This window comes from uncultured Nostoc sp., from assembly GCF_937863485.1.
Classification (GTDB): Bacteria; Cyanobacteriota; Cyanobacteriia; order Cyanobacteriales; family Nostocaceae; genus Nostoc.
The window spans coordinates 1-24,264 of the sequence record NZ_CALMFY010000043.1 but is presented as its reverse complement, the minus strand read 5'-3'; the positions used below and the strand labels follow the sequence as shown (position 1 = coordinate 24,264).

At 41.7% G+C, this 24,264-nt stretch carries 19 protein-coding genes, 1 tRNA gene, 2 pseudogenes and 1 riboswitch; of the genes and pseudogenes, 13 read left to right on the top strand and 9 right to left on the bottom strand.

Annotation, left to right across the window (positions count from 1 at the left end):
• Window positions 1-246 (top strand): annotated as a pseudogene (locus tag Q0541_RS05750) (hypothetical protein); the annotation flags it as partial.
• A gap of 2 nt (window positions 247-248) precedes the next feature.
• On the opposite strand, the gene Q0541_RS05745 reads toward Q0541_RS05750, so the two are convergent.
• From Q0541_RS05745 to Q0541_RS05735, 3 genes are read right to left on the bottom strand one after another with little or no spacing between them, the layout of a single operon-like run.
• Complete coding sequence (locus tag Q0541_RS05745) at window positions 249-1,457, bottom strand: ABC transporter substrate-binding protein (protein WP_298906856.1); 1,209 nt, start codon at window positions 1,455-1,457, stop codon at window positions 249-251.
• Window positions 1,458-1,476: 19 nt separating this feature from the next.
• Complete coding sequence (locus Q0541_RS05740; protein ID WP_298906853.1) at window positions 1,477-1,806, bottom strand: ferredoxin family protein; 330 nt, start codon at window positions 1,804-1,806, stop codon at window positions 1,477-1,479.
• Window positions 1,803-3,428 (bottom strand): FAD-binding protein, encoded by a 1,626-nt coding sequence (locus Q0541_RS05735; RefSeq protein ID WP_298906850.1) that lies wholly within the window; start codon window positions 3,426-3,428, stop codon window positions 1,803-1,805. Before Q0541_RS05735 ends, Q0541_RS05740 begins: the two co-directional genes overlap by 4 nt.
• 1,358 nt (window positions 3,429-4,786) lie before the next feature.
• Between Q0541_RS05735 and Q0541_RS05730 the strand changes: the two genes are divergently transcribed.
• Window positions 4,787-6,535, top strand: a complete 1,749-nt coding sequence (locus Q0541_RS05730) for an iron uptake porin (protein ID WP_298906847.1) — start codon at window positions 4,787-4,789, stop codon at window positions 6,533-6,535.
• A 33-nt stretch (window positions 6,536-6,568) separates the two neighbouring features.
• Here Q0541_RS05730 and Q0541_RS05725 read toward each other — a convergent pair whose 3' ends face one another.
• From Q0541_RS05725 to Q0541_RS05715, 3 genes are all read right to left on the bottom strand, one after another.
• A complete protein-coding gene (locus tag Q0541_RS05725; RefSeq protein WP_298906844.1) occupies window positions 6,569-7,585 on the bottom strand; it encodes a glycosyltransferase family 2 protein in 1,017 nt (338 codons plus the stop codon).
• Between the two features lie 107 nt (window positions 7,586-7,692).
• Window positions 7,693-8,403, bottom strand: a complete 711-nt coding sequence (locus tag Q0541_RS05720; protein WP_298906841.1) for a TVP38/TMEM64 family protein — start codon at window positions 8,401-8,403, stop codon at window positions 7,693-7,695.
• A gap of 212 nt (window positions 8,404-8,615) precedes the next feature.
• Entirely contained in the window at window positions 8,616-10,181 is a 1,566-nt protein-coding gene (locus tag Q0541_RS05715) for a hypothetical protein (protein WP_298906839.1), read from the bottom strand.
• A gap of 873 nt (window positions 10,182-11,054) precedes the next feature.
• On the opposite strand from Q0541_RS05715, the gene ssuD reads away from it, so the two are divergent.
• The 7 genes from ssuD to Q0541_RS05680 all read left to right on the top strand — a co-directional run bounded on the left by ssuD (window position 11,055) and on the right by Q0541_RS05680 (window position 18,519).
• Window positions 11,055-12,203, top strand: a complete 1,149-nt coding sequence (gene ssuD / locus Q0541_RS05710) for an FMNH2-dependent alkanesulfonate monooxygenase (RefSeq protein ID WP_298906835.1) — start codon at window positions 11,055-11,057, stop codon at window positions 12,201-12,203.
• A 178-nt stretch (window positions 12,204-12,381) separates the two neighbouring features.
• The gene (gene ssuC, locus Q0541_RS05705; protein ID WP_298906832.1) at window positions 12,382-13,206 is read left to right on the top strand and encodes an aliphatic sulfonate ABC transporter permease SsuC; all 825 of its coding nucleotides are present in this window, start codon (window positions 12,382-12,384) and stop codon (window positions 13,204-13,206) included.
• 141 nt (window positions 13,207-13,347) lie between these two features.
• A complete protein-coding gene (locus Q0541_RS05700) occupies window positions 13,348-14,118 on the top strand; it encodes an ATP-binding cassette domain-containing protein (protein WP_298906829.1) in 771 nt (256 codons plus the stop codon).
• 268 nt (window positions 14,119-14,386) lie between these two features.
• Window positions 14,387-14,887 (top strand): N-acetyltransferase, encoded by a 501-nt coding sequence (locus Q0541_RS05695; protein ID WP_298906825.1) that lies wholly within the window; start codon window positions 14,387-14,389, stop codon window positions 14,885-14,887.
• Window positions 14,888-15,127: 240 nt separating this feature from the next.
• Window positions 15,128-16,075, top strand: coding sequence for a D-2-hydroxyacid dehydrogenase (locus Q0541_RS05690; protein WP_298906823.1), 948 nt, complete (start codon window positions 15,128-15,130; stop codon window positions 16,073-16,075).
• Window positions 16,076-16,286: 211 nt separating this feature from the next.
• Window positions 16,287-17,237, top strand: coding sequence for a D-2-hydroxyacid dehydrogenase (locus tag Q0541_RS05685; RefSeq protein ID WP_298906820.1), 951 nt, complete (start codon window positions 16,287-16,289; stop codon window positions 17,235-17,237).
• Window positions 17,238-17,487: 250 nt separating this feature from the next.
• A complete protein-coding gene (locus Q0541_RS05680) occupies window positions 17,488-18,519 on the top strand; it encodes an ABC transporter substrate-binding protein (protein ID WP_298906817.1) in 1,032 nt (343 codons plus the stop codon).
• A gap of 105 nt (window positions 18,520-18,624) precedes the next feature.
• Here Q0541_RS05680 and Q0541_RS05675 read toward each other — a convergent pair whose 3' ends face one another.
• Window positions 18,625-19,821 (bottom strand): acyl-CoA dehydrogenase family protein, encoded by a 1,197-nt coding sequence (locus Q0541_RS05675; protein ID WP_298906815.1) that lies wholly within the window; start codon window positions 19,819-19,821, stop codon window positions 18,625-18,627.
• A gap of 367 nt (window positions 19,822-20,188) precedes the next feature.
• A pseudogene (locus Q0541_RS05670) lies at window positions 20,189-20,332 on the bottom strand (Uma2 family endonuclease); the annotation flags it as partial.
• A gap of 31 nt (window positions 20,333-20,363) precedes the next feature.
• On the opposite strand from Q0541_RS05670, the gene Q0541_RS05665 reads away from it, so the two are divergent.
• On the top strand, window positions 20,364-20,591 hold the full coding sequence (locus Q0541_RS05665) for a hypothetical protein (protein WP_298906812.1): 228 nt from the start codon (window positions 20,364-20,366) through the stop codon (window positions 20,589-20,591).
• Between the two features lie 576 nt (window positions 20,592-21,167).
• On the opposite strand, the gene Q0541_RS05660 is transcribed toward Q0541_RS05665, so the two are convergent.
• Window positions 21,168-21,241 (bottom strand) — tRNA-Val (locus tag Q0541_RS05660).
• A 155-nt stretch (window positions 21,242-21,396) separates the two neighbouring features.
• Window positions 21,397-21,561: riboswitch (cobalamin riboswitch) on the top strand.
• A gap of 21 nt (window positions 21,562-21,582) precedes the next feature.
• Between Q0541_RS05660 and Q0541_RS05655 the strand changes: the two genes are divergently transcribed.
• The 3 genes from Q0541_RS05655 (at window position 21,583) to Q0541_RS05645 (ending at window position 24,040) form a co-directional block, all read left to right on the top strand.
• Window positions 21,583-22,002, top strand: coding sequence for a DUF1636 family protein (locus Q0541_RS05655; RefSeq protein WP_298906810.1), 420 nt, complete (start codon window positions 21,583-21,585; stop codon window positions 22,000-22,002).
• Window positions 21,999-22,751, top strand: a complete 753-nt coding sequence (locus tag Q0541_RS05650; RefSeq protein ID WP_298906807.1) for a cobalt-precorrin-6A reductase — start codon at window positions 21,999-22,001, stop codon at window positions 22,749-22,751. Before Q0541_RS05655 ends, Q0541_RS05650 begins: the two co-directional genes overlap by 4 nt.
• Before the next feature lie 530 nt (window positions 22,752-23,281).
• Window positions 23,282-24,040, top strand: a complete 759-nt coding sequence (locus Q0541_RS05645) for a PPC domain-containing protein (protein ID WP_298906804.1) — start codon at window positions 23,282-23,284, stop codon at window positions 24,038-24,040.
• The last annotated feature ends 224 nt before the right edge of the window (window positions 24,041-24,264 follow it).

Here is a 24,264-nt window from a genome sequence, read left to right as displayed (position 1 = left end):
GTTAAGCCTTTAACCTTGAGAGTTAAGCCTTTAACCTTGAGAGTTAAGCCTTTAATCTTAGAAGTTGAGCCTTTGAGCTTGGAAGTTAAGCCTTTGAGCTTGGAAGTTAAGCCTTTAAGCTTGGAAGTTGCGTTTTTGAAAGACTTAATTACAAAAATCTGTTTTTCTTGCTTAGAAAAGTCACTGATTTCTGCTTCCTACCTCCCTCCCTGCTTTCCCTACTCCCGCATCTGGGATGACAGATAAAATTAACGCTGTTGTTTGTTCACAGCCCAATCTGTTAATTTAAAATTCGACTTTGCTAAACCCTGCGAAACTAAAAAATTCTTAGTGCCTTCTAAAAGTTTCACACCCTCGGCTGGTAATGGTTCTTCTGACACCTGTTTGAGTGGGAACGATACTTTGATGATATCGACGGGATATTTAGTAATTTGGGCGTGGTACTGATAATATTCTTCAGAATTAGCTTTTAAATCCTTGGTTGCTTCTGTCAAGATTGCATTAAATTTTTGGGGAAAATCAGGCTGTTTAGCCAGAAAGCTTTCAGTCGCTACAACTAATGATGTTCCTGAAAGACCCTGATGATTCGCCGAAGAATCAATCACTGGAAACCCTTGTGATTTCAGAAAAGGCCCCAGATCACTTGAAGTTGCATAAGCAGCTACATCACCACGTTCTAAAGCTGCTTTTGCCTCAGTAGTCATCAAATGGACAACTTTTACATCTTTGGCAATTTTAGCTTCAGCTAACAGACCCAGCAGGTATCGATGCATATAAGAACCTTTTTGGGTAGCTATTTTCTCACCTTTAAGTTCAGCGAGCGATCGCGGGCCATTCTTTTTCGCAACTAGCCAGGCGGTTGTATTAAATTGGGTGATCCGCAGCAGTCGGGTTTCAACACCTTTGGCTCTTAGAACTATGGCTGGTGTATCTCCTAAAGAACCAACATCTAGTTGACCTGCGACAAGTGCCTCATTTAGATCCGGCCCGTTAGGAAATCGTGCAAAAGTAATGTTTTTAAACCCAGCTTTTTGTAGCTCACGATCTAATATTCCCTTTTTCTTTGCCCAACCAAGTGGCCCTGTAGGTTCTACACTACCTACATAACCTATTCGTAGGGTAGAAATGTTGTTAGATACAGCTACAGCACTACTGGTATTAATACCCTGAATGGATTGAGCAGATTTAGTTTCGCCTTGGCTACATGCTGTAGTTAGTAGCAGCAGGACACAAGTTACTGAGGTTGATAATTTTGAAGGAAGTTTATAACGGTTCTCGATTGGGTGAGTTACAGTTTTGACCTCTCTGCTTTTAGGAGAGAGGCTTTGAATTTTTCCCCCTTCCTGCGTCGGGAAGGGGGTTAGGGGGTTAGGTCTGTCTGCATACCTGTACCTCACCAAATTGAAAATGGCTATATTTTTACTGATAGAACCTGTTCCTGCTTTGAACGACAGCATGACTCTTTTCTCCGCTGTACTATTTCATCTGCTTCAAAATTTGGAATGTTTCATCGACTTTTGCTGTTGAAGTCCGTTTATGTCCCCAACCAACGTTTTCACGGTAACTACCCAGTAGCCCAACTTCTGCCAATTCTGCTTCGTTGACTGAAGTCTGCATGTCGCTTTCTGGTGCTACATAAAGAGCATCTACTGGACAATATAATTCGCACATATAACAGGTTTGGCAGTCACTTTGTCTAGCAATGGTTGGCGGTGCATCAGGTACACGGTCAAACACGTTGGTCGGGCAAATGTTCACGCAGATATTACAATTTATGCACCGCGACTCGCTGACCAACTCAATCACACTAACGCTCCTATTTTGGATGGTAACTTTTCTGTACTCTCTAAAGGCTGAACCTTCACCCAGACTTGATCTAATCCGCCACTAACCAGGTAATGTTGCTGGTTAGCATCAAGTTCTGGATAGTCTAGATGTCTGTGCATCCCACGAGTTTCTTTACGTTCAATGGCACTGCTGTACATCCATCGGGCTGTGGCTACCATCGCCGCAGCTTCTCGCGCCCGGATTAGTTCTTTATCTGATGTTACCTGGCTACTGCGGAGTTCTTGCCAAAGATGATTTAGCCTACCCAAAGACTCGGTTAAGCCTTGTTCTGTACGGAAATAGTTCTTTTCGTAGGGAAATACTTCAGCTTGGACTGCTTGAATAATCTCATTAGTTGCGAAGGTTTGAGAGCGATCGCTCCCACTCTCTAATACTATTTCTCCAACACCCTGAAGGCGGCGTTGAGTTTTGTATTCCCCCAAACTGCGCGTATATTCAGCAGCCGATTTCCCAGACCAATAGCCAGAAGATATTGCCCAAGCAGCATTGTGACTACCACCACCAGTGAATCCGCCACAAATCAGTTCGCGTGTGGCTGCATCTCCAGCAGCATAGAGTCCCCGCACAGAACTGCTACAACTCTCATCTACAATCCGAATTCCTCCGGTACCGCGCACAGTTCCTTCTAGGCGCAGAGTCACAGCGAAACGTTGGGTAAATGGATCAATGCCTGCACGGTCAAAGGGTAAAAAGAAGTTAGGCTGTGCTAAACGCATAGATGAGCGCATCGATTCAGCCGCTTTGTCTATAATGGCGTATACTGGCTGTTGCAGCAATGTCTGGGCAATTACTGAACGTCTATGAGAACTTGCCCCCGGAATTACAGTCCCGTCTTCATAGGTGAAGGTTGCCCAATTATAGAACAGGGTTTTGGTAACTGAAGAAAAGGCGGGGGAGATGCCATAAGCATTGGAAAATTCCATACCCGACATCTCAGCACCTGCTTCAGCCGCCATCAGATAACCATCCCCTGTCAGGACGTTGCATCCTAACGCTTTACTCAAGAAAGCACAGCCGCCTGTAGCAATGATCGTGGCTGGCGATCGCACTATCCATTTACTACCAGTCTGACGATTCATACCTGTTGCACCAGCAACAGCACCATCGTCATCTACCAGTAGTTCTAAGGCGGGGCTGTTGTCTAAAATTTTGACTCCTGCCCGTTGGATTTGTCGCCGCATCAGCCGCATATACTCCGGGCCTTGCAGCGATCGCCGATAGGGTTTGCCTTCGTCGTCGGTGGGAAAGGGATAACCCCACTCTGCTAACTGATTGACGTTTACATAGGTCTGATTCAGGACTCGATCCATCCAGTTGCGATCGGATAAAAACCCACCCAACGATTCCCGACTTGCCTTTGCTGTTTCCCGTGCTTCTGGATCGGGTGGCACATACCACACACCATTACCAGATGCAGCAGCGCATCCAGTCGTACCACAATATCCTTTGTCTACGAGCACAACTCTAGCTCCACTTGATGCAGCACTCCATGCCGCCCAAGTTCCAGCCGGCCCACCTCCAATCACAAGCACATCTGCTTCTAAGTCGAGTTCAAAATCGGTTGTCAACGTCTTCAGCATTTACAATTTCCCCCATCGATAAAGTCTTAAGCATCAAGTCTTCACCCCATCGATGCTGCAAAATATTCAGAAATCTGTTTATCTATCTACTCTAGGGCTTACTAGTAGCCTTAAATTGTGGCTCCTTAAGACAGGTTGCCACCAGATTGGCATCAAACTAAATACTTTATCTTGATAGATAAACCGTAGTTTGTAATATAACAAAGCTTTTCACAGTTTTCGACAAAAAGCAAGCTTTTTAGCAAACAAATTCAAACGTAAAGTTATGTAAAATAAATTTTATTATCTCTCTCAATAGACTTGCTTTTTACAGTGTTTTGTGCAAATATCCAATGTTAGTACACAAAGCACTTAATTTCGATAGACTTACCGTTGTTTAAAAAATTTTTCCAAACAAGAGCAAGGAATCCTATTCCGGCTCAAGACATTTACCAATGTTTTTCAGAGTCCGAGCAAGAGTGAAAATAGCTAATAGCTGATCAGCTGTCTAGTGTCTAAAGTTTATAAATTCCAAAACTCTAGTACAACACGGCGTAAATAGAGCAACCATTTAAAAACCCTAAAAAGCCCATTCCGTAATACTTTTGACTTTTGACCCAACTCTTCTCTACGAGAGGCTGCGCCAAGGAGAGGCTGGCGCTTAGGGCGTAGCTATGCCGCAGGCTTTACGACTTCTCTTAGAGTTGTCGAACCGTTGACTTTTGATTTTTGCCTTGCGGTACTAGTCCCATAGCTGAATTGAATGATATGTTAAAAGTTTTTGCCAGAAGTCTTTTGTGAAAATTACTTTTTTGAAAGTAAATGTGTAGCGGTGAAACAGCGCTAAGTCTTTGCAACAAATGAATCGGCTCTAGGAGCGTACAGATGTATGCCCCTACTTGGAAACTGAAGAAATTCCCAGAATTATATATACGAATGTTCGCTCTTGCACAAGGTCAGGACTTACGCAAAATAACGAAAAAACGTAGACGCTCTTAGCGGTGAGCCAGTCCGGTGGACGGGTTCCCCGGCATAAAGGAACTGGCTGTCTTCGCAGCGTTAGCGATAGCGCAGCGTTAGTGAGGAACGAGCGTCCGTAGGAGCGTCACCTGTAGGGCTTCTTGCCGCAGGCTACCGCAAAGGACGCATACTCCTACGGGGATCTTGCTACGCGTAGCGTCTCCTTGGCGCAGCCTCTGGTAGAGAAGAGTTGGACACATAGACGCAGCAGCGGCTACTCTGCGAGAACGCTAAGAGCGAACCCGCAGGGTAGGAATAAGAGTTTCAGAGAGTTATGCGTAAGTCCTAAAGGTCTTGTAGCTAGCGAAAAAGATTGAGCAGCGGAATTTAGTTGATATTGTGTGAGGAACAAACAACCCATGTCTAAAGTTTTGTGGAATTATTTGCTAATAATTCCTACTTTGTTCGGTGGACTCGTAGTCCTGTCTTCAGCTACACTCGCTGCTGAAGTGGAAAAGACAGCACAGCCGACACAGCAAGTAATACCAATTGAAAAGATTACCCCAACTGCCATTCCTCAAAGTACTTCACCTGAATCATCTTTTGAACCTTCTCTTAACACATCAAAAGTTCCAGTTTCAGCAGTCTCTAGCGATCGCATGGAGCAAGTTACATCTGTTTCCCAACTATCTGATGTTAATCCTAGAGATTGGGCATTTCAAGCATTACAGTCTTTGGTTGAGCGTTATGGTGTGATTACGGGATATCCAGATGGCACATTTAAAGGTAATCGGGCGCTGACTCGTTATGAATTTGCCGCGGGCTTGAATGCAGCCCTCGATCGCCTCAACGAATTGATTGCTACTAGCACTGGAGAGTTGGTACGAAAGGAAGACTTGGCTACTCTGCAAAAGCTGCAAGAACAATTTGCACCTGAACTTACCGCCTTAGGCAAAAAGATAGATGCTTTAGAAACGCGTCAAGCTCAGGTAGAAGCTAATCAATTCTCTACAACTACCAAACTGATAGGCATTGCCCAATTCTTTATAGGTGATACTTTTGGCAATGGTGCCAGTAGTAACAGGGATAACACCAACGTCTTTTTTAGCTACCGTGCTACACTTGCCCTACAAAGTAGTTTTACTGGTAAAGACCAGTTGACCACTAGTTTAACAGCAGCTAATGTTCCTAGTTTGACAGGAGTTTTTACAGGAACTCCAGAGACCCGGTTTAATACTGAAAGGAATACTTTTTACACGGACGGTTCTGTTTATCTTGACAGATTGTTCTATCGTTTCCCACTTGGAGCTAAAACCACTGTGTGGATAGGCGCCAGAGCACTCCAACCGGTTACTTTTGCTCCGACGCTAAATCCCTTGGTTGGTAACGCCCAAACTGGTACTCTCTCGCGGTTTGGACTTTTCAACCCTGTAATTTACCGACCCGGCTTTGACGGTGCTGGTGCAGCTTTTGCTTATAAGTTTAGTAATCAACTCCAATTCAACGCAGGTTACATAGTAGATGACGGTCTAGCTAATAACCCCGCAGGCAACGCAACCAATAGAGGAGGACTCTTTGGTAACTCCTATGAGGCACTTAGTCAACTAACCTTCACACCCAATCGCAATCTAGATATTAGTTTCGCCTACGCCCGCAAATACTTCCCTGCCCCTATCGCCGTTGGTACTGGCCCAACTGCTGCTTTTGGATCTGGTTATAACATCACTGGTGGTACAGGTACTACTGTCGCTATTCGTCCTTTTGGTGCCGCTCCCACCTCATCCGATAACTTCGGACTGCAATTCAATTGGAAAGCCAGTAGTGTAGTTAATGTAGGTGGTTGGTTTGGTTATACCCTTGCCCATCAAGAAGGTACTAATAACGATGCAACCATAATTAATGGTGCGCTTACCTTGGCTTTTCCAGACCTGTTTAAAAAAGCGAGTCTAGGTGGGTTGGTCTTTGGTGTACCGCCTTTAGTCACTAGCAATGACATAACAACTCGCACAAACAAAGATACCTCCTTTCATCTAGAAAGTTTTTATACCTATAGGGTGAATGACAACATTAGTGTTACTCCAACTGTGTATGTAATTCTCAACCCCGAAGGAAATTCTGCCAATGATCCAATTTGGGTAGGTGCTATACGTAGTACATTTAATTTCTAACTATAGACTTTTTTCTCTCCCTTTACCTCAAGGTCAATACTTGTCTCCATTTTGAGGCGTTGCATCTTCTAAATTATCTAGTTTGTCAGAATTGTTCCTTGAGTTGGAGGATTTGTAATGTAAACCACCTACCTCAGCCAAAGTATAGAGGGGCCTAGCTTTAACTTCTTCGTAGATCCGCCCTATATATTCGCCTAAGATGCCAACACTGACTAACTGCACAGATCCGAGAAAGAAAATTGCCATCAAAATAATTGTAAACCCAGTTAAAGGCGAATGGGGCAGAAAAAGACGCCAATACAAGACTAATAAAGCCATAAAGATAGCCGCCACCGCTGCTACTAACCCCAAGTAGGTTGATAACCGCAGTGGCACTATTGAAAAGGATACTAGACCATTAATGGCAAGCGCCAAAGATTTGCTGAAAGTGTATTTAACTTCCCCAGCAAAGCGGGGGTTGCGCTCGAACCGAATTGCTGTTTGCTGAAAGCCAACCCAAGAACGCAGACCACGAATGTAGCGGTTGCGTTCTGGCATAGAATTGAGAATATCTACGATCTGCCGATCCATTAAACAAAAATCACCAGTATCAGTAGGAATCTCTACATCTGCAAGCTTCTTGAGGAGGCGATAAAAAAAGTAGGCAGTAAAACGCTTAAACCATCCTTCTTTGAGGCGTTGAGTGCGTTGAGCGTAGACGACTTGATAGCCCTGTCGCCATTTTTCAATCATATCTGGGATTAGTTCTGGTGGATCTTGTAAGTCAGCATCAAGGATGACGATAACTTGACCCCGGACAAAATTAAGACCAGCAGTGACTGCAATCTGGTGACCAAAGTTACGAGCAAAGCTCAGATAGCAAATGCGCGGGTCTTTTTGATGGAGTTCTCGTAGTAATTGTAGGGAGCGATCGCGGCTACCATCATTGATTAAAATTAATTCTACAAGACCATCCATCCGATTCATTACTGCACTGAGTCTGCGGTAAAGTTCAGGAATAATTTCTTCTTCATTATAAATTGGAACAATCAATGAATACTTTGGTATCATCTAGAAATCCCGTTTAATTTTTGAACAGACAAGCTGACGCACTGCTTGTCATAATAAAGGTTTGGTTCTCAGTATATCTAGCAAGACTCAAGTCAGATTATCATAATTTATTTATTCTTCGGATTTGTGTAATCTGAAGATTCTGATTTTTTCAGGTTTTCTACAGCTTTTTTGGGAAAAGTCCGACGATGGCGATACCAAGTAGACCCTCCTACCAGTATTCCAGATAAGCCTAAGGCGAGTAGTAACGGCAAGAAATCGCCTGTATTAACTGCCTTCAGACCAGAACTACCTAGTAGTACAAAAGGTAAGACACTAGGAACAGTACCAAGTGTTGTACCTAGAACATAATCTTTAAAGCTAATCGAAGTCAGTCCAGCGACAAAGTTGACCAAACCATATGGCATGATCGGTACTAATCGGATGGCAAACATATAAAAAAGCCCTCCACGACGCACCTCAGCATCCATAGCTTGCCAGCGTCCTGCTAGTCGGTTTGCAACTGTTTTGCGTCCAATAGTTCGAGTAAAAATAAAGGCAATTATTGCCGCAATAACTGCTCCAACACTAGTCCAGAAAGTACCCAGCCAAGGGCCAAAAATTGCACCTCCAGTCAAATTAAGCACTGTTGAGGGCAAAACTAACATAGTTGCCACAACGTACAAAGCAACATAAATAATAGGTGCCCAGATTCCAGAAGATTTCAGCAATGCTTGAATTTTTGCTGGTTCAATACCGCCAATCAGATATAGTGCTACACCAGTTGCAATAATGCAACTCAATGTGAGTAATAAAATACCAGTTTTTAAATTCCACACTAGAATACTCCTACTTTTTTTCTAACACAACCTAATTTCTCTCAATTTGCCCTTTCATTAATTTTTGAAAATCTTACTTCTGGAAAGCAGAATAAATTAATGAATTAAAAAACAAGTGAAATTCGCTACTTTTAGTCGGCCAAATAATACAGCCTTCAGAATAATCGTCAAAACTCCTCTTTTATCTTTTTTCTCAGGTAAAAAATTTATAATTATAATTTTAAAACCTCTAACTTATTAGTCAAGCTAGATGGTTCAATATCAATCTTATTAGCATTTTTATCTAACATATCTACTACAAGATAACCTTGGGTATATTTGTCTGTTGCCAAGAAAAATCTCTTGATTTCATTTATTTTTGTTTTCCAACCTTGGAAATAACATATAAATTTATTCTTTTTATTCTCTACAACTATGACATTTATATATTCAGGTTTAGGTTTAAAAGCAGATTTTTCTTGAGCTTCAATAGCATCGTCTGTAAGAAGATTTGTTTTTTCATACTTTACCTTTGTATCTTTTGACAGAAGTTGCATTTGAACCACTGCCGGAATTGTATCCCCAATTACAAAAATTGGCTTATTTTTTGGCTCTAATTGTTGTAATTGGTTACCTAGTTGTTCTACTGTGTAAGAGTATTTCTTCGACATTGATACAGAATAGGAATATTTATAGCTGATCAAAACAGAAAATGTTAAAATTGCTGCGAGTGCTACTCCTATATTTCTATTATTTTTTACAAAGGATTTTACTCTTGGGAAAATATCTGCTAAGAAAATTGCCATACTAATTGCTGCAACAGGAGCTAAATAGATAAAATGACGGGGTGGAGCAGCATTGGGTAGCCAAAATATGTAATTTAATAAGACTGTTGGTAAGATAAAAAATAAAGTTGAATAACTACGTTGTTTATACACCAGATAAATACAGGAGATCACAAATATCACACAGATTAAAGGATTTAAGCCCCAAATAAAAAGTAGGTTACCACGCCAAAAATTATCAACGTATCTAATAGGATTATTCCATAATAAAAGTTGATCAAGTAGTCCATTACTTTCTTGATCAACTATCACTGGAAGTTGAGATTGCATTACTTTAAAAAGAATTATTGGAAAAACACTATATAAAATGGAAGTAGAAACAATCTTTTTAAAAGGATAATTTTCGAGAAAAAGACAGGCTGGAATTAGAGGAAACATTAGGATTGCATCAAGCCTGAACATTAAACATAAAGCAAAAGCAGCAATAATTAGTACATCTAATAAAATTAATTTATTCCATCCTAATCTCAATGATCTTAATAACGATCGATAACCAATCAAGGCTAATCCTATGAACATGAATAATACAGCTTCAGTCATGGGATGTCCATATTGGCTGGTTGCCCTCCAAGCTGGGATCGATATTAGTAATATGTTTGCTAATAAGGCTATAGTTGTTCCCCAATATCTTCTAGCTAAAAAGAATAAAGGTATAACCATCAAAATAGCACTCAAGGCATTTATATAGTTCATAAAAGGAACTATCAGAGCCAAATTTGTTTTAAAAATTGGTCTAAAAAAATCTAATAATACAAAGTATGCAAAAGAAATATCACGACCATAAAGCATACTGCTTCCTAATGGTTTATTAGATGTGATCGAGTCAATAACACCCATTGCCATGCGGAAAGTATCTCTCTCACCAAAAGTATCTTTGTATACGATTGTTAAATAAAATATACTAGCTAACCCTAGTAAAGCTATAGTTAATACACCTGTATTATTTTGTTTCATAACTGTTCAGTAGCAGGCTTCACTGTAACTCTACCATAGAGAGTTAAATTCAAAAATATTTTTAAGTAAAAATTGAGTTATATCAAGTAACCAGCTTTTTGAAGGTGTCTGATTTACATCTTTTTTATCAGATAAAAATTGATAAATATGGGGCTTTTTTTGAGTTAGGTGTGCTTTGACTGCTCTTTCTCTGGATCGCATGGATGATCACAAAAAGCTTTCAACTTAACCCTCTTCTATAAATTAGCGAGACAATAATCTATAACCCTTATAGCATAAGACTTTTACCATAAACTCTGATTTCAGCCATTCTATTAGAAAATAAACGCTCAAATTCTCGCTCTATGTAAAGTTGAAAAAGTGGCTCTTATCTTTATTTTTCTAGAGTGATTAAAGAGGGCTAATTTTACCAGCCAAATGTTTGAGAACTTTCGATAAACTGAAACACCTATTTCTGTAACTGATGTCTTGTCTTGATATTGTATCCATCAATACATATCACCAGATTTTTCCTTTAGCCATTTGCGTTCGGATATGAGCCGTGTATCCAAACTCTACTGCTATGTCACAGACTTCTCCGTAACCATAACCTTTATTCAAGCACAGACCTTGGGGAGTAGACTTTGAAGAGTGAAGGTCATCCGACAATATAAGCTTTTGACAAAACTTGTATTCTGCACGACAGCCATCTTTGCTCCAAAAGTGTAATGATTACTAGGATTATCCGCAAAAAGTAAATTTTGTGGGTAGTTATTTTTTATGAATCGTTAATCTACACTGGTTTTTTAAATAATTTCCTGTAAAATACTGATTACAAACTACGGTAATGGCGTCGAGTTACAGTAGTTTTTAGTCCCTCATACCCTGACAAACATGCAAATTCTCTGGTTTATTCCGACTGGATCTCATGATGGACGCTATTTAGGCACAGATATTGGCTCTCGTGTTGCCACACCTGATTATTTGCAGCAAATTGCCCAAGCTGTGGATAATTTAGGCTACACGGGCGCATTGTTACCCACAGGGAGTTCTTGTGAAGATGCTTGGATAACTGCTGCCGCTTTTATATCTGTCACCAAGCAGATGAAATTTCTGGTGGCAATTCGCCCAGGAATTACTTCCCCAGGTGCTGCTGCACGGATGGCAGCAACATTTGACCGGATTTCTAAAGGAAGATTGTTGATTAATGTGGTTACAGGTGGAGATCCTGTGCAACTGGCTGGGGATGGCTTGCATCTTAGTCATGACGATCGCTATGATTTAACCGATGAATTTCTCACAGTTTGGCGGGGTATAGTCAGCGGAGAAACAGTCGATTTTAAAGGAAACTACCTGGATATCAAAGGTGGTAAACTCCTATTCCCACCAGTGCAAAAACCCTATCCACCCTTATGGTTTGGTGGCTCATCTGCTGCTGCCAAACGGGTTGCTGCTAAACATATAGATGTTTACCTGACTTGGGGCGAACCTCCACAACAAGTGGCTCAAAAAATTGCTGAAGTTCGGCGATTGGCGGCTGAACAAGGTAGAACAGTAAGTTTTGGGATTCGCTTGCATGTAATTTTACGAGAAACCGAGTCTGCGGCTTGGGATGCTGCCAATGAGCTAATTAAGTATGTGGATGAGGATGCGATCGCAAAAGCTCAGAAAAACTTGGCTAGTTCTGATTCTGAAGGACAGCAGCGCATGAGTCAACTACATAGTGGTAGTCGAAAAGCCTTAGAGATTAGTCCCAACCTGTGGACAGGAATTGGATTGGTGCGGGGTGGTGCTGGTACGGCCCTAGTTGGAGATCCCGATACCGTTATCGCTAGGATGCTGGAATATCGCAATTTGGGCATAGAAACCTTTGTGTTCTCTGGATATCCCCATTTAGAAGAAGCATATCGCACTGCTGAATTATTATTTCCTCGTCTACCTTTGCAGAACCAATCTACACCGCTAACACCACCAGTCTTGAGTACTGTTAGCGAAATACTTGCCAATGAAAAATTTACTAAACAACTAACGAGTGCCCCATGAGTATGCCAATTTTAGATTTTTGATTTGGGAGCCACTGCGTTGCGGGGGTTCCCCCTGTTGTAGCAAGTGGCGTGATTTTGGATTAAGCAAAAACACCAAATTTAAAGTCTAAAATTTGATGCTTCTAGATTTATGCTTGTGGACAATCTAAAATCTAAAATCTAAAATACAGAATTCCATGACTATTACCTTTAAACACACCAAAAGCAACAATAATATATCCCTGAGCGAGGTGTTAGACAACCCGCAAATCGAGAAAATAGTTCCCTGGATTGTCCCCGTTCTAGTGCTAGTACTTTGGGAACTTGCTTCCAGAACTGGTTTCCTCTCAACTAGAATTTTACCAGCCCCTAGCGGTGTAATCGCTACAGCGATTAAACTAGCCTCCACGGGAGAACTTTTTCACCATATAGGAATTAGTGCTGGGCGGGCGATATCTGGTTTTATAGTTGGTGGCAGCATTGGGTTCGGTTTGGGATTGCTCAATGGCTTTTCCCGTGTAGCAGAAAAGTTATTAGATAGTTCCCTGCAAATGCTCAGGACTATCCCTAATTTGGCATTAATTCCGCTGGTAATTCTCTGGTTTGGGATTGGCGATCAAGCCAGATTATTTCTAGTGTCTATGGGGGTATTTTTTCCGTTATATCTCAATACATTTCATGGTATCCGCAGTGTTGACCCAGGACTGATTGAGATGGGAAAAGTTTATGGATTGAAAACACCACAACTTCTGTGGCAAATCATTTTCCCAGGAGCGTTGTCTTCGATTCTGATTGGTGTCCGTTATTCCTTGGGGATTATGTGGCTGACATTAATTGTGGCAGAAACGATCGCGGCAGATTCTGGTCTTGGTTACATGGCAATGAATGCCCGTGAGTTTATGCAAACTGATGTTGTGGTCTTGAGTATTGTGATCTATGCACTGCTGGGTAAATTAGCAGATGCTGTTGCCAGAGGATTAGAAAAAAAATTCTTGGCTTGGAACCCCAATTATCAAAATTAGTAAATGCCAAAGTTACCATCAAAAGTTGAAAATTCTGGATTTTAACTTTTGACTTAATATTCATTTTGAATGTGATTTGCTTTCTTCAACGTCTCATCAAATAATTAAATCCCGATTGTTCTAAAAAAGGAGATTTTGCAAGTGAGTCCTAATATACAGGGTACACAACTAAGTATTTTGGATTTGACAAAGGCTTTTGGTAAGAAAACTGTTTTAAACTCGCTGAATTTAGAAGTTAAAGCAGGTGAGTTTGTCGCTATTGTCGGACGTAGTGGTTGCGGTAAGAGCACCTTATTGCGTCTTGTGTCAGGATTAGATAAAGCAACTTCAGGCGGAATACTACTAGATGGAGAACCCCTGCATAGACTCAGCCGCTTTGTAACAGTAATGTTTCAAGACCCCCGCTTGCTGCCGTGGAAGCACGTTGTTCAGAACGTGGGGTTGGGTTTGGAAGGTAATTGGCGGGAAAAAGCTTTGTGGGCACTCGATAAAGTCGGACTCAAGGATAGGGCGGATGAGTGGCCATATGTCTTATCTGGTGGACAACGGCAACGGGTGTCATTGGCAAGAGCATTAGTTAGTCAGCCCCGTTTGTTGTTGCTAGATGAACCTTTGGGAGCATTGGATGCTTTAACTCGCCAAGAGATGCAGAGTTTGATTGAGAACTTGTGGCAAGAGCGAAGATTTACTGCGTTTTTGGTTACTCATGATGTGGAAGAGGCTGTGGCGTTGGCAGACCGAATAATAGTGATTGAAGAAGGACAGATTTCTCTGGATTTACCTGTGAGAATTTCACGCCCACGAAATAGAAGTAATGAAGTGTTTGTGAATATCAGAGAAACAGTTCTCAAGCGAGTAATGAGCCATGAAGGTACTCAGCCAAATAACCAATTTTTGCAGTTGAGTAGTTGAGATTTAGCTTTTGTTAGTTGATTAATATAATGCTTGAGGTAGCTGCGGTAAAATAGGCTACTTCGAGATTCAAACTTCCTCTTAAAAAGCAGCTATAGCAATCGAAAATTCTTTATGAATACTCAAAATATCTCTCAACTATACTCTCTGCGGCTCTGGGTGATTTTTTCTATATTCACGACCTAGATAAACTAGAATATAAGAATTATTAATTTATATCGCTTTATTGAAAATAAATAATAAATATCTATTCTTGAGATTTATTCTAATGATAATTAGAAAATTAATAAAGGATGATGCAGAAGATTATAGACAGATCAGATTAGAAGCTTTATATAAAAATCCAGATTCATTTTGCACAACGTATGATGAAGTAATTAAGACGATAGAACAATTTCGGGATAGAATACCAGTAGATAACAATAACTTTATTTTGGGCTGCTTTGAAGATAAAGAGTTAATTGGAATAGTCGCATTTCACCAAGAATCAAGAATAAAACTTAGGCATAAAGCATATGTTAGTAGTATGTATGTTAAACAAGAATATCGAGAAAAAGGTATAGGTAGTTTATTACTAAATGAATTAATTGAAAGAGGAAAAGCTATTAAGGAGGTAGAAATATTATTACTTGATATTGTTAAAAGTAATTTCTTAGCAAAACAAATTTATTTATCAGGGGGCTTTCAAATATATGGAATAGAGAAAATGGCGTATAAATTTAATAATCAATATTTTGATCTAGAACTGATGTGTTTACAGATTAAATAAGAAGATATGAATTCTTACTAAATAAACCACGTCTACCTTGAAAACCATAGTTTTTTGGAATCAGGGTAAAGTTCAGAACTCAAGCCACGACTGAATAATACACTCTGCTTAAAAACTCCAGGTTTCAAAATGGATGGGGTTTATAATAATTTATGCCAAGAAAAAATGGCACTTAGTTTTTTGATCAAACAGAGACAATTTCCAAAGATAGCCCTGTAAAGAAAGAAGAGGTAATCTACAATGAAGCTGATTTTGCCGCTTGATCTCGTTGCTGACATTGAGCCTCATCTACCGCCTGACACAGAAGTTGTCAGGGTAGATCCTGAAGGAAATTTAGATGGGGATGCTAGCGATGCTGAAGTTTATTTCAGTTGGTTTTTATCCAGAAGTCCGACGCTGCATAAAATAATAGCAGCAGCACCTGCACTGCGTTGGCATCATGCACCAAATGCAGGCGTAAATCACATCCTGACACCAACTTATTTGTCAAGAGATATTATCCTCACAAATGCAGCCGGAGTACATGGGATTCCGATCGCAGAATTTGTGATCACTTATATACTGGCTCATGCCAAACACCTGCCAGAATTATATGCTTTACAGGCAGAACGTCACTGGAAAAGAGGTTTCGCTATCGAAGAGTTGACAGATGCAACCTTGTTAATTATTGGTGCTGGTGGTATTGGTCAAGAAATCGCCGCCCGTGCTAAACCCTTCGGCTTAAGAATTATTGGCAGTCGCCGTCATCCCCAAGAGCTACCAAATTTTGATAAAGTAGTGGGTGCTGATGAATGGCGATCGCTTCTTCCAGGGGTTGATTATCTAGTTATTGCGACACCACTAACTCCAGAAACCAAAGAATTTATTGATGAATCGGTATTGCGATCGCTCCCAAATCATGCTTATTTAATTAATATTGCTCGTGGTGGTGTAGTCGATGAATCAGCATTAATAAAAGCGCTGACAGAAGGTTGGATTGCAGGTGCAGCATTAGACACAGTTAACTCAGAACCGCTACCACCAGAAAGTCCTTTGTGGTCACTTCCTAACATCTTTATCACACCTCATACTTCCGCTCATTCACCAAAAAGTAAACAGCGTTCAATAGCGCTATTTATCGACAATCTGAAGCGCTACCAAGCTGGTCAGCCGTTACGAAATGTAGTAAACAAAGAAGCAGGATACTAAAAAATTAAAAATTAAAAATTAAAAATTAAAAATGAATAGGTGCTGCGGCTTGGGTTGCACAATCCAAAATCGTTCGACTGAGCGAACGCAAGAGCGTCTCTAAGAGTTGCCGAAGTCCAAAATCCAAAATCTAAAATGAAGAGGTGTTGATCCAAAATCCAAAATCCAAAATCCAAAATCCAAAATCCAAAATTGAATGGGAGACTAGCAAATGGTGAAACTAATTTTACCCGATCATCTAATTACTGATATTGAGCCACACTTACCATCGGATATAGATGTTGTCGAGGTTGATAGTGAAGGCAATCTTGATGGTGATGTTAGCGATGCAGAAGTTTATGTCAACGGATTTTACCTGAAAACCTCTACCCTTGACAAAGTGTTGACAGCAGCACCCAAGCTGCGTTGGCAACAGTCACCGAGTGCTGGCGTGAATCACATCCTCACACCAAATTTTTTGCAAAAGGACATTATCCTCACTAATGGCGCAGGGGTTCACGCAATTCCAATTTCAGAATTTGTCCTGGCATTCATGCTTTATCACGCCAAGAATCTGCGGAAATTGCAAACTTTGCAGGATGAACACACTTGGGAAAGAGGAGTGTTTCTTGAAGAGTTAGCAGACGCAACTTTATTAATTCTCGGCACAGGAAATATTGGTCAAGCGATCGCATCTCGCGCCAAAGCCTTTGGAGTTCAAGTTTGGGGTAGTCGCCGCCATCCCGAACCTCTACCGAATTTTGACAAAGTTGTGGGTGCTGATGAATGGCGATCGCTCCTCCCAACAGCCGACTATGTAGTTATTGCTACACCATTAACTCCAGAAACTAAAGGCTTGATCGATGAAGCTGCATTGCGCTCTATGCGTCAATCTGCATACCTAATTAATATTGCTCGTGGTGGAATAGTAGATGAAACTGCATTACTCACCGCACTCCGTGAGGGATGGATTGCGGGGGCTGGATTAGATACGGTTGCAAACGAACCTCTGCCGCCGGAAAGTCCCTTGTGGTCGTTGCCGAACGCCTTTATCACACCCCATTGTTCAGCCTTGTCGCCACGCTTGAGAGAGCGCATAGCACAACTGTTTATCGATAATCTCAAACGCTACCAAACTGGTCAGCCCTTGCGGAATGTCGTAGACAAGCAAGCTGGATACTAATACACGCCCGTGTGCAACTTTTACTCAAACCTAACCCCCCAGCCCCCTTCCCTATGAGGCAAGGGGGAAAATTCAAGGCCTCTGACGCCACGTGCTTCTCCTTTTAGGAAAGAGGAATGGAAGTGAGGTCAAAATATTAAGTTGCACATCGCCTTAATACCGATTCAATTAATGAATCGGATAAATCCTTTACTAGAGACTAGCAATTGCAACGTCTCGACAATGATCTATTTAGTCATGCGAGGTTCATGTGACTACCCGCTATAAACGTCGTCAGATACTCCGCTGGCTTGGTGCGATGACAGGCACTACTACAGCACTGATTGCAACAGTTACTAGTTGTACTAACAGTTCCACTCAAACTTCCTCCAACCCAACAGTTGATTTATCAGGGGTGACTCTCCGCATTGCTAAGTTTAAGGGTGGTTGGGATCTCCAGTTGAAGTTAGCTGGACTAGATAATTTTCCCTACAAAACTCAGTTCACGGAGTTTACTGGGGGTAATCTTATGGTGCAAGCAATCAATGCTAATGCCATTGATATTGCATCGTGTAGTGAGACTCCACCGATTTTTGCGATCGGGACTCAGGATGCGGTGAAGATTATTGCAGCCACTAAGGGCCCAACTATCGGACAAACTGTGCTTGTGCCAAAAAATTCTCCAGCTAAAACGATCGCAGACCTCAAAGGTAAGAAAGTTGCTTACGTCAAAGCTACGACAGCCCATTACTTCTTGATCAAGATGTTGAAGGAAGTTGGTCTGACTTTGAAAGATATTGATGCGCTCGCCCTCTCGATCCCCGACGGACTTTCTGCCTTCAGGAAAGGTGATCTAGATGGCTGGGCTACCTACGGTTATTCAATTCCGCAAGCTGAAAAGGATGGTGCCAGAGAACTGAAGTCTGCAAAGGATATTTTGAGTGGTAACTTCATGATTGTAGCCGCTCCCAGTGCGATCGCAGATCCAGGCAAAAATGCTGCGATCGCTGACTTCCTCTGTAGGATTAAAAAGTCGCAAGCTTGGCGCGAATCGAATTTGGAAACCTGGGCAAAAAGTTATGCTTCAGCCATTGGCATAGATGAAAGTATTGTCCTAGAACAAGCAAAGCAGGAAGAAAACCAACGCCATGTTCAAATTCTCCCTACCTCCGATGAAGGGATCGCCTCACAGCAAGAGGTAGCTGACACCTTTGCAGAAGCTGGTGTCCTCCCAGGTAAGGTTAGTGTGAAACCTCTGTGGGACAATACTTTTAATGATGCGATCGCTAAGTGCCGGATTTGACCAGAGGCAGCAGCCCACAGGAATACATTCCCAGTCTTAAGACTGGGAACGATGTGACACAAGCCTTTGGGCTTTACAAAAGTGCCATTCGTCCCCAGTCCCCAATCACTTGACTTTCAGCACCGACTTACCTAATGATTGGCAAATAACATCATTTTGCGGTGTATGGATACGGCTGCACAGAACGTCACGGTAGTGTCGCTCTAAAGGATTCCTTTTTAATAGACCAGGATTACCTGTCAATTCTAAGGCAATCTCCACAGCCCGAATCGAGTTAGTTGTGGTGAGATATTTAACAGCTTGTGCCTGTAATCCTACGTTAGGCTGATACTCGTCCTTGTCAATATCTTCAGCCAAGCTATAAATCAATCTATTGTTAGCAAACAGCAGTGCTTCTATCTCACCCACAGCAGTTTGGAAGCGTGGCAGAGTTGCCAGTGGCTCTTTGAGATTAGAAGGCGATCGCTCCCAAAGATACTTAGCAAGCCAGTCTCGCGCACTAGTAGCAACACCGAGATATAAGGCACTCACTGTCAAACTACCCCAAGTCGAAATCAGCGGATCAAACGATGGTGCAGCAGATATAGGGCTGATATTTAGAGCATACTCTGAGGGGATTAATACATTCTCCAAAATGAGATCGTGGCTGCCTGTAGCTCTCATCCCCAAGTGATCCCAGGTTTCGACAATTTGCAAACCAGGCAGATCGCGCGGAACCAGAAAACTTCCAACTTGTGGCTCATCCTCAGTTGTCCGGGCCCAAACAACAAAATAACTGAGGATGGGACTGCCTGTGGTGTATTGCTTGTGGCCTGTTAAACGCCAACCCTCTGTTGTCCGTTCGGCAATTGTGGCAGGCAATCCGCCTCTAGCTGGCGTTCCTAACTCAGGTTCGACACGGGCCGCATTGAGCAGGGCAATGCCTTCAATCGATTCACGACACAGCCGCTTATATACTTCTGGATGCCAGCGACGGCTATGGGCGGCATGAGCATGTTGCAGATAGTGCATTGTCAGTACTAACGCGGTCGAAGCATCGCCACGCGCTATCCCTTCAATGACTCGGCAGATAGTTGGTAGCCCTAAACCTTGACCACCTAATTCACGGGGAATGGTGAGGCTGAGTAATCCTGCCTCATGCAAAGCTGTAAAATTCTCGAAGGGAAAGGAACCATCTTTGTCGTGTACTCCTGCACGGGTGGCAAAGTCTTTGGCCAGAGCTTCAACCCGGTCGAAAATATTGGGGATTTCTAAGCCTTTGGCTACAAAGGTGTCTGGCACTGCTTGCTCCAACTGTGACATAAATACTCCTTCAAAACTCACTTTACTACTACTGAATCAGAAATATTTTGCAATAAAAAGGGATTGGGGACTGGGAAAGAATTCTTTTAATCTCTAATTTTTCATCTCTTTGAATGCATCTGAATTTTTACCCCACCCTTGAAGCATATAACTTTGCAGCCGAGGGTAAACTCAAATCTTCTGAAGATGGGTGAGATTCCATCTTGCGAAAAGTTGATGTTCTTGCATTGAGATGCTTTCATCAGAGTTAAGCGATCGCAACTATTTGTAGCCTAAATTATGCTTTATTTTCTTCCTCAGTTTCTGACCTCAAACTCAGTCCTTCTGGTGAATCTTAAGTATACTACTTAAAGCCGCTCGGAATTTAGTAATTAATAAGTTTTGGTTCATCTGTAGGCTGAGACATCTCTATCACTACTCCATCGTAAAGCTCATAGCGTTTTTTAGAGTTGTCTGGGTATTTGGCAACGAATTCATCGAATGTAACTAGTTTGCGTAAGGCTTGAGTCATAAATTTATCACTCCTAGTAGTTATTTTGGCGATGCTTGCGGCTGGCCACGCCTACGCATTTGTTATTTTAGCGAGTCCAATTACAATTTCAGCGGATGTAATTGCTATTTCGGCATTCGCATTTGTGATTTCAGCGATTACATTTGCTATTTTGGCGAACGCAATTGTTATTTCAGCGTTCGCAATTGTTACTTCGGCGAACACATTTGCTATTTCGGCGAACACATTTGCTATTTCGGCGAACGCAATTGTTATTTAAGCGAACGCAATTGATACTTACGCGAACGCATTTGCTGATTACGCTAAGTCAAATACTAAAAAACCGAATAAAAAATGAGTAAAAACACAGACAAACTCGTAATTATTTCGTTGAACTTTTAATGAAATAAATCCACAAAATTACCCATCTCAGGCAAAAAGATATTCTACTCTGTTGAAAAAGGATATCTCATGTCTTTAATAACTCGTGCTGCTGTTGACAAAGCCCAACTTCGTCTTGCCTTGCTTAATGTACAGGCGGGTTGAAAGCTTTTGCCAAGGCACACAATGGTTATGTTGCTTGGCAGGTTTCAACACCCCTCCCAGCTAGAGGCGGGTTGAAAGGCGTTGATATCAGTTTAGGAATTTATAACAAAAGCTTTTTAGAAAAGGGTGGGTTGAAAGCAAATCCAGTTACGTCCTTGTTAGACTGGTATTGTGACTGTAGCAGTTAATCTTTCATATAGGGTATTTAGACTGCCTAGTAGTCACTAATTTGTTTACAGTGACAATATTTTGTTAAAATTGACATTAATCTGTTAACAGTGACAAATAATTAGTCACTGTACAAAATAAATGGACGTAACTGGATTCGAACCAGTGACCTCTACGATGTCAACGTAGCGCTCTAACCAACTGAGCTATACGTCCTTAACCACACAATTATCAATAATAGCATATACTCCTCTGAGAGGGCAAGATAAAGATCCAAATCAGGCTAACTCTATAATTTGACATCTTGCACCTGTGGCAAAAACCGGGTTTATAGCATTGGTAATATCCTTTTGCTAGATGAGCCTAGTGTATGATCAATAAGGTTATTCGGTTCTGGTAGGGAGCAGCTACCAGAGGTAACGGGGAAAGTTCGGTGCAAATCCGGCGCTGTCCCGCAACTGTGAACCAATTTGAGATGTAATCGAAAATCCCAAATTGAGTGAGTCAGGATGCCCGCCGAAATAAATTTATCAGTTCCACATATCTGCGAGGTACAGATGACTACTACTGTAAATATTTCTCCAACTAGTCCCTTGGGTGCTGCTGACCATACTTTATTTGTTTGCAAAACTTGTGCTAGCGTTTGGCAAGATGGAAAACGCTTGGGTGAAAGTGGCGGTCAAAAACTTCTACACCAACTTCAGCAGCTTGCACAAGATTGGGACTTACGAGATGAATTCCCAATTCAGGAAGTTGAATGCATGAGTGCTTGCAATCGTTCCTGTGTAGTTGCTTTTGCTGCCAAAGGCAAATTAACATATTTATTTGGTGATTTAGCCGTCGATGGTAGTGCATCTGCGGTACTAGAATGTGCTAGTCAATACTATGTTAAAGCAGATGGTTTACTGCCTTGGTCAGAGCGTCCAGAAGCTCTGAAGAAGGGCATTTTGGCAAAGATTCCACCTTTATCTCAATGATCCGCGTTTTGATTCTGGGTGGGACGGGAGATGCCGCAGAACTAGCTGCCAAAGTGGCGACTATCCAAGGGTTAGAAGCAATCACGTCTCTAGCTGGGCGTACCCGTGAACCATCAGTTCCATTGGGCGATTTACGGGTTGGAGGCTTCGGTGGTGTGGCTGGATTGGCTACCTATTTACGAGTAATGCAAATCGACTTATTAATTGATGCAACTCATCCTTTTGCTACTCAGATATCCTTGAATGCGGCAGATGCTGCAACCGAAGTCGGAGTACCCCGTCTGATGTTAATCCGCCCGCCTTGGGAAAAAGGAACTGACGATCGCTGGATTGAAGTTGACAGCATTGAAGCCGCCGCCGCATCTGTAGCAAACCAAGCACAGCGCGTATTTTTGACAGTCGGGAGGCAAGAACTCGCCGCCTTTGCTCACTGCAAGAAAATTTGGTTTCTGATGCGAATGATTGACCCTCCTACCAATGATGCTTTAGTGCCACCGGGAGTGATATTGTGCGATCGCGGGCCCTTTACCTTTAATAATGAAAGGCAAATCCTGATTGATCACAAGATTGATACCATAGTGAGTAAAAATAGCGGTGGCGATGCAACAAAGCCCAAGATTATTGCAGCACGAGAACTGGGCATGAAGGTTGTTATGGTAAATCGTCCAGCCATACCGCCAGGTGAGCAGGTTACTGATGTTGATGGTGCTTTGGCATGGCTATTTAACCGAATAATTCATAATTCATAAATTTTAGACACTGTACAGCAGCCCACACGCGCATCAAAAATTTAGTGGTCAACAAGACAATGGAAAGTACAGGAACTACCACTGATTGTAAGGGACTATGGTTTCTGGACAAAGTAGCGTCAAGCGATCGCCTCACGCAAGCTTTCGCCTGCTTGTTCACACATCCCTTATTTCATTAAATTCATTCTCGATGACGCGAACGGTGAGTTATAAGACTTTTTCTGACTAAATCAGACTAAACACTTTTAATTTCCTTTCAAACACCTAACTATTGATGTCTTTTTCATGCTGTACTTATTGGAAAAACAGCTTAATTTAGATTCATGGTTAAACAACAGGTTCTGAACACGGCAAGCACAAAACCAAACAGCTAAGGCTTTATTGAAAATAATAAATAATATTTATTTTCATCAAATTCTCAGCCACTACATTCTCGTAAATATCGATTTAAATCGAAGATTTACATCTGTGCAAACCATAACTTAATCTGAACTTGACCGCATCACAATCAACATCTAAAGGACAAAAAAATGGCACTTTTCAATCTTGGTACACTCGGTAGCACTCCTGTTGTTAAAAATAACTTCGATTTAACTACATCCGATCCCACAGATGTCTTTCAGTTCAAAATCACCAATGCCAGCAACATCAACCTGTCTTTAACAGATATCAGCGCTGGCGATGATGCCGACATCGCATTGTTTCGAGATGCTAACAATAACGGTGTACTAGATAGTTTTGACAGACAAGCTGGACTTGTTTCCACTCGGGCACTCAACCAAGATGACGCAATTAACTTTAAAACTAGCTCAGGTACTTTTTTTGCTGAAGTATCTCGCTTTGCTACTAGTTCAGGCGATGTCAGTTACGATTTAGCCTTGTCTGCAACTGAACCTTCTGGAACTTTTCCAATTTCAGCCAGTTCCAGCAACCTTCTACCTAAGGAATTTATAATTGATAACTTGTTAGCGTTAGGTAACGTCACTCGTACAGGTAACGTTAATAACCAGAACACTACCGATGTTTATAGCTTCTCTTTGGCAAGATTTCAGAGGGTTGACATTAGATTAGACGGATTAAGCAGCGATGCTGATATCCGAGTGATTCGAGACTCTAACAACAATCGTATCGTCGATGCAGGTGAGGAAATTGCCAGCTCTAGTAGGGGAGGTATTACTCCAGAACAGCTCCTCGTTGATGGACATGGTGACTACTTCTTGCAGGTCACTGAATTCACTGGTAGCACTAACTACAATGTGAATTTTAACTCGACTGTCATCCCTGCTTAAGTTTAGGCATTAGCAGTGGTGAATAGTACTTGAAAGTTTTGTACGGCAATGCTTTCAAGGATATGCAAATGATGCAAGCGGCAGAGAATCATACCTGAACTTTGCTGCTTTTCTTCCCCACTCTAGATAAAAAAGTTACATCAGACTGATTTCGGATTACGTGAACGGTGAGTTAGGGACTTCCAAAAAATAAAATATACAGTCTGTAATAATGATAATCATTC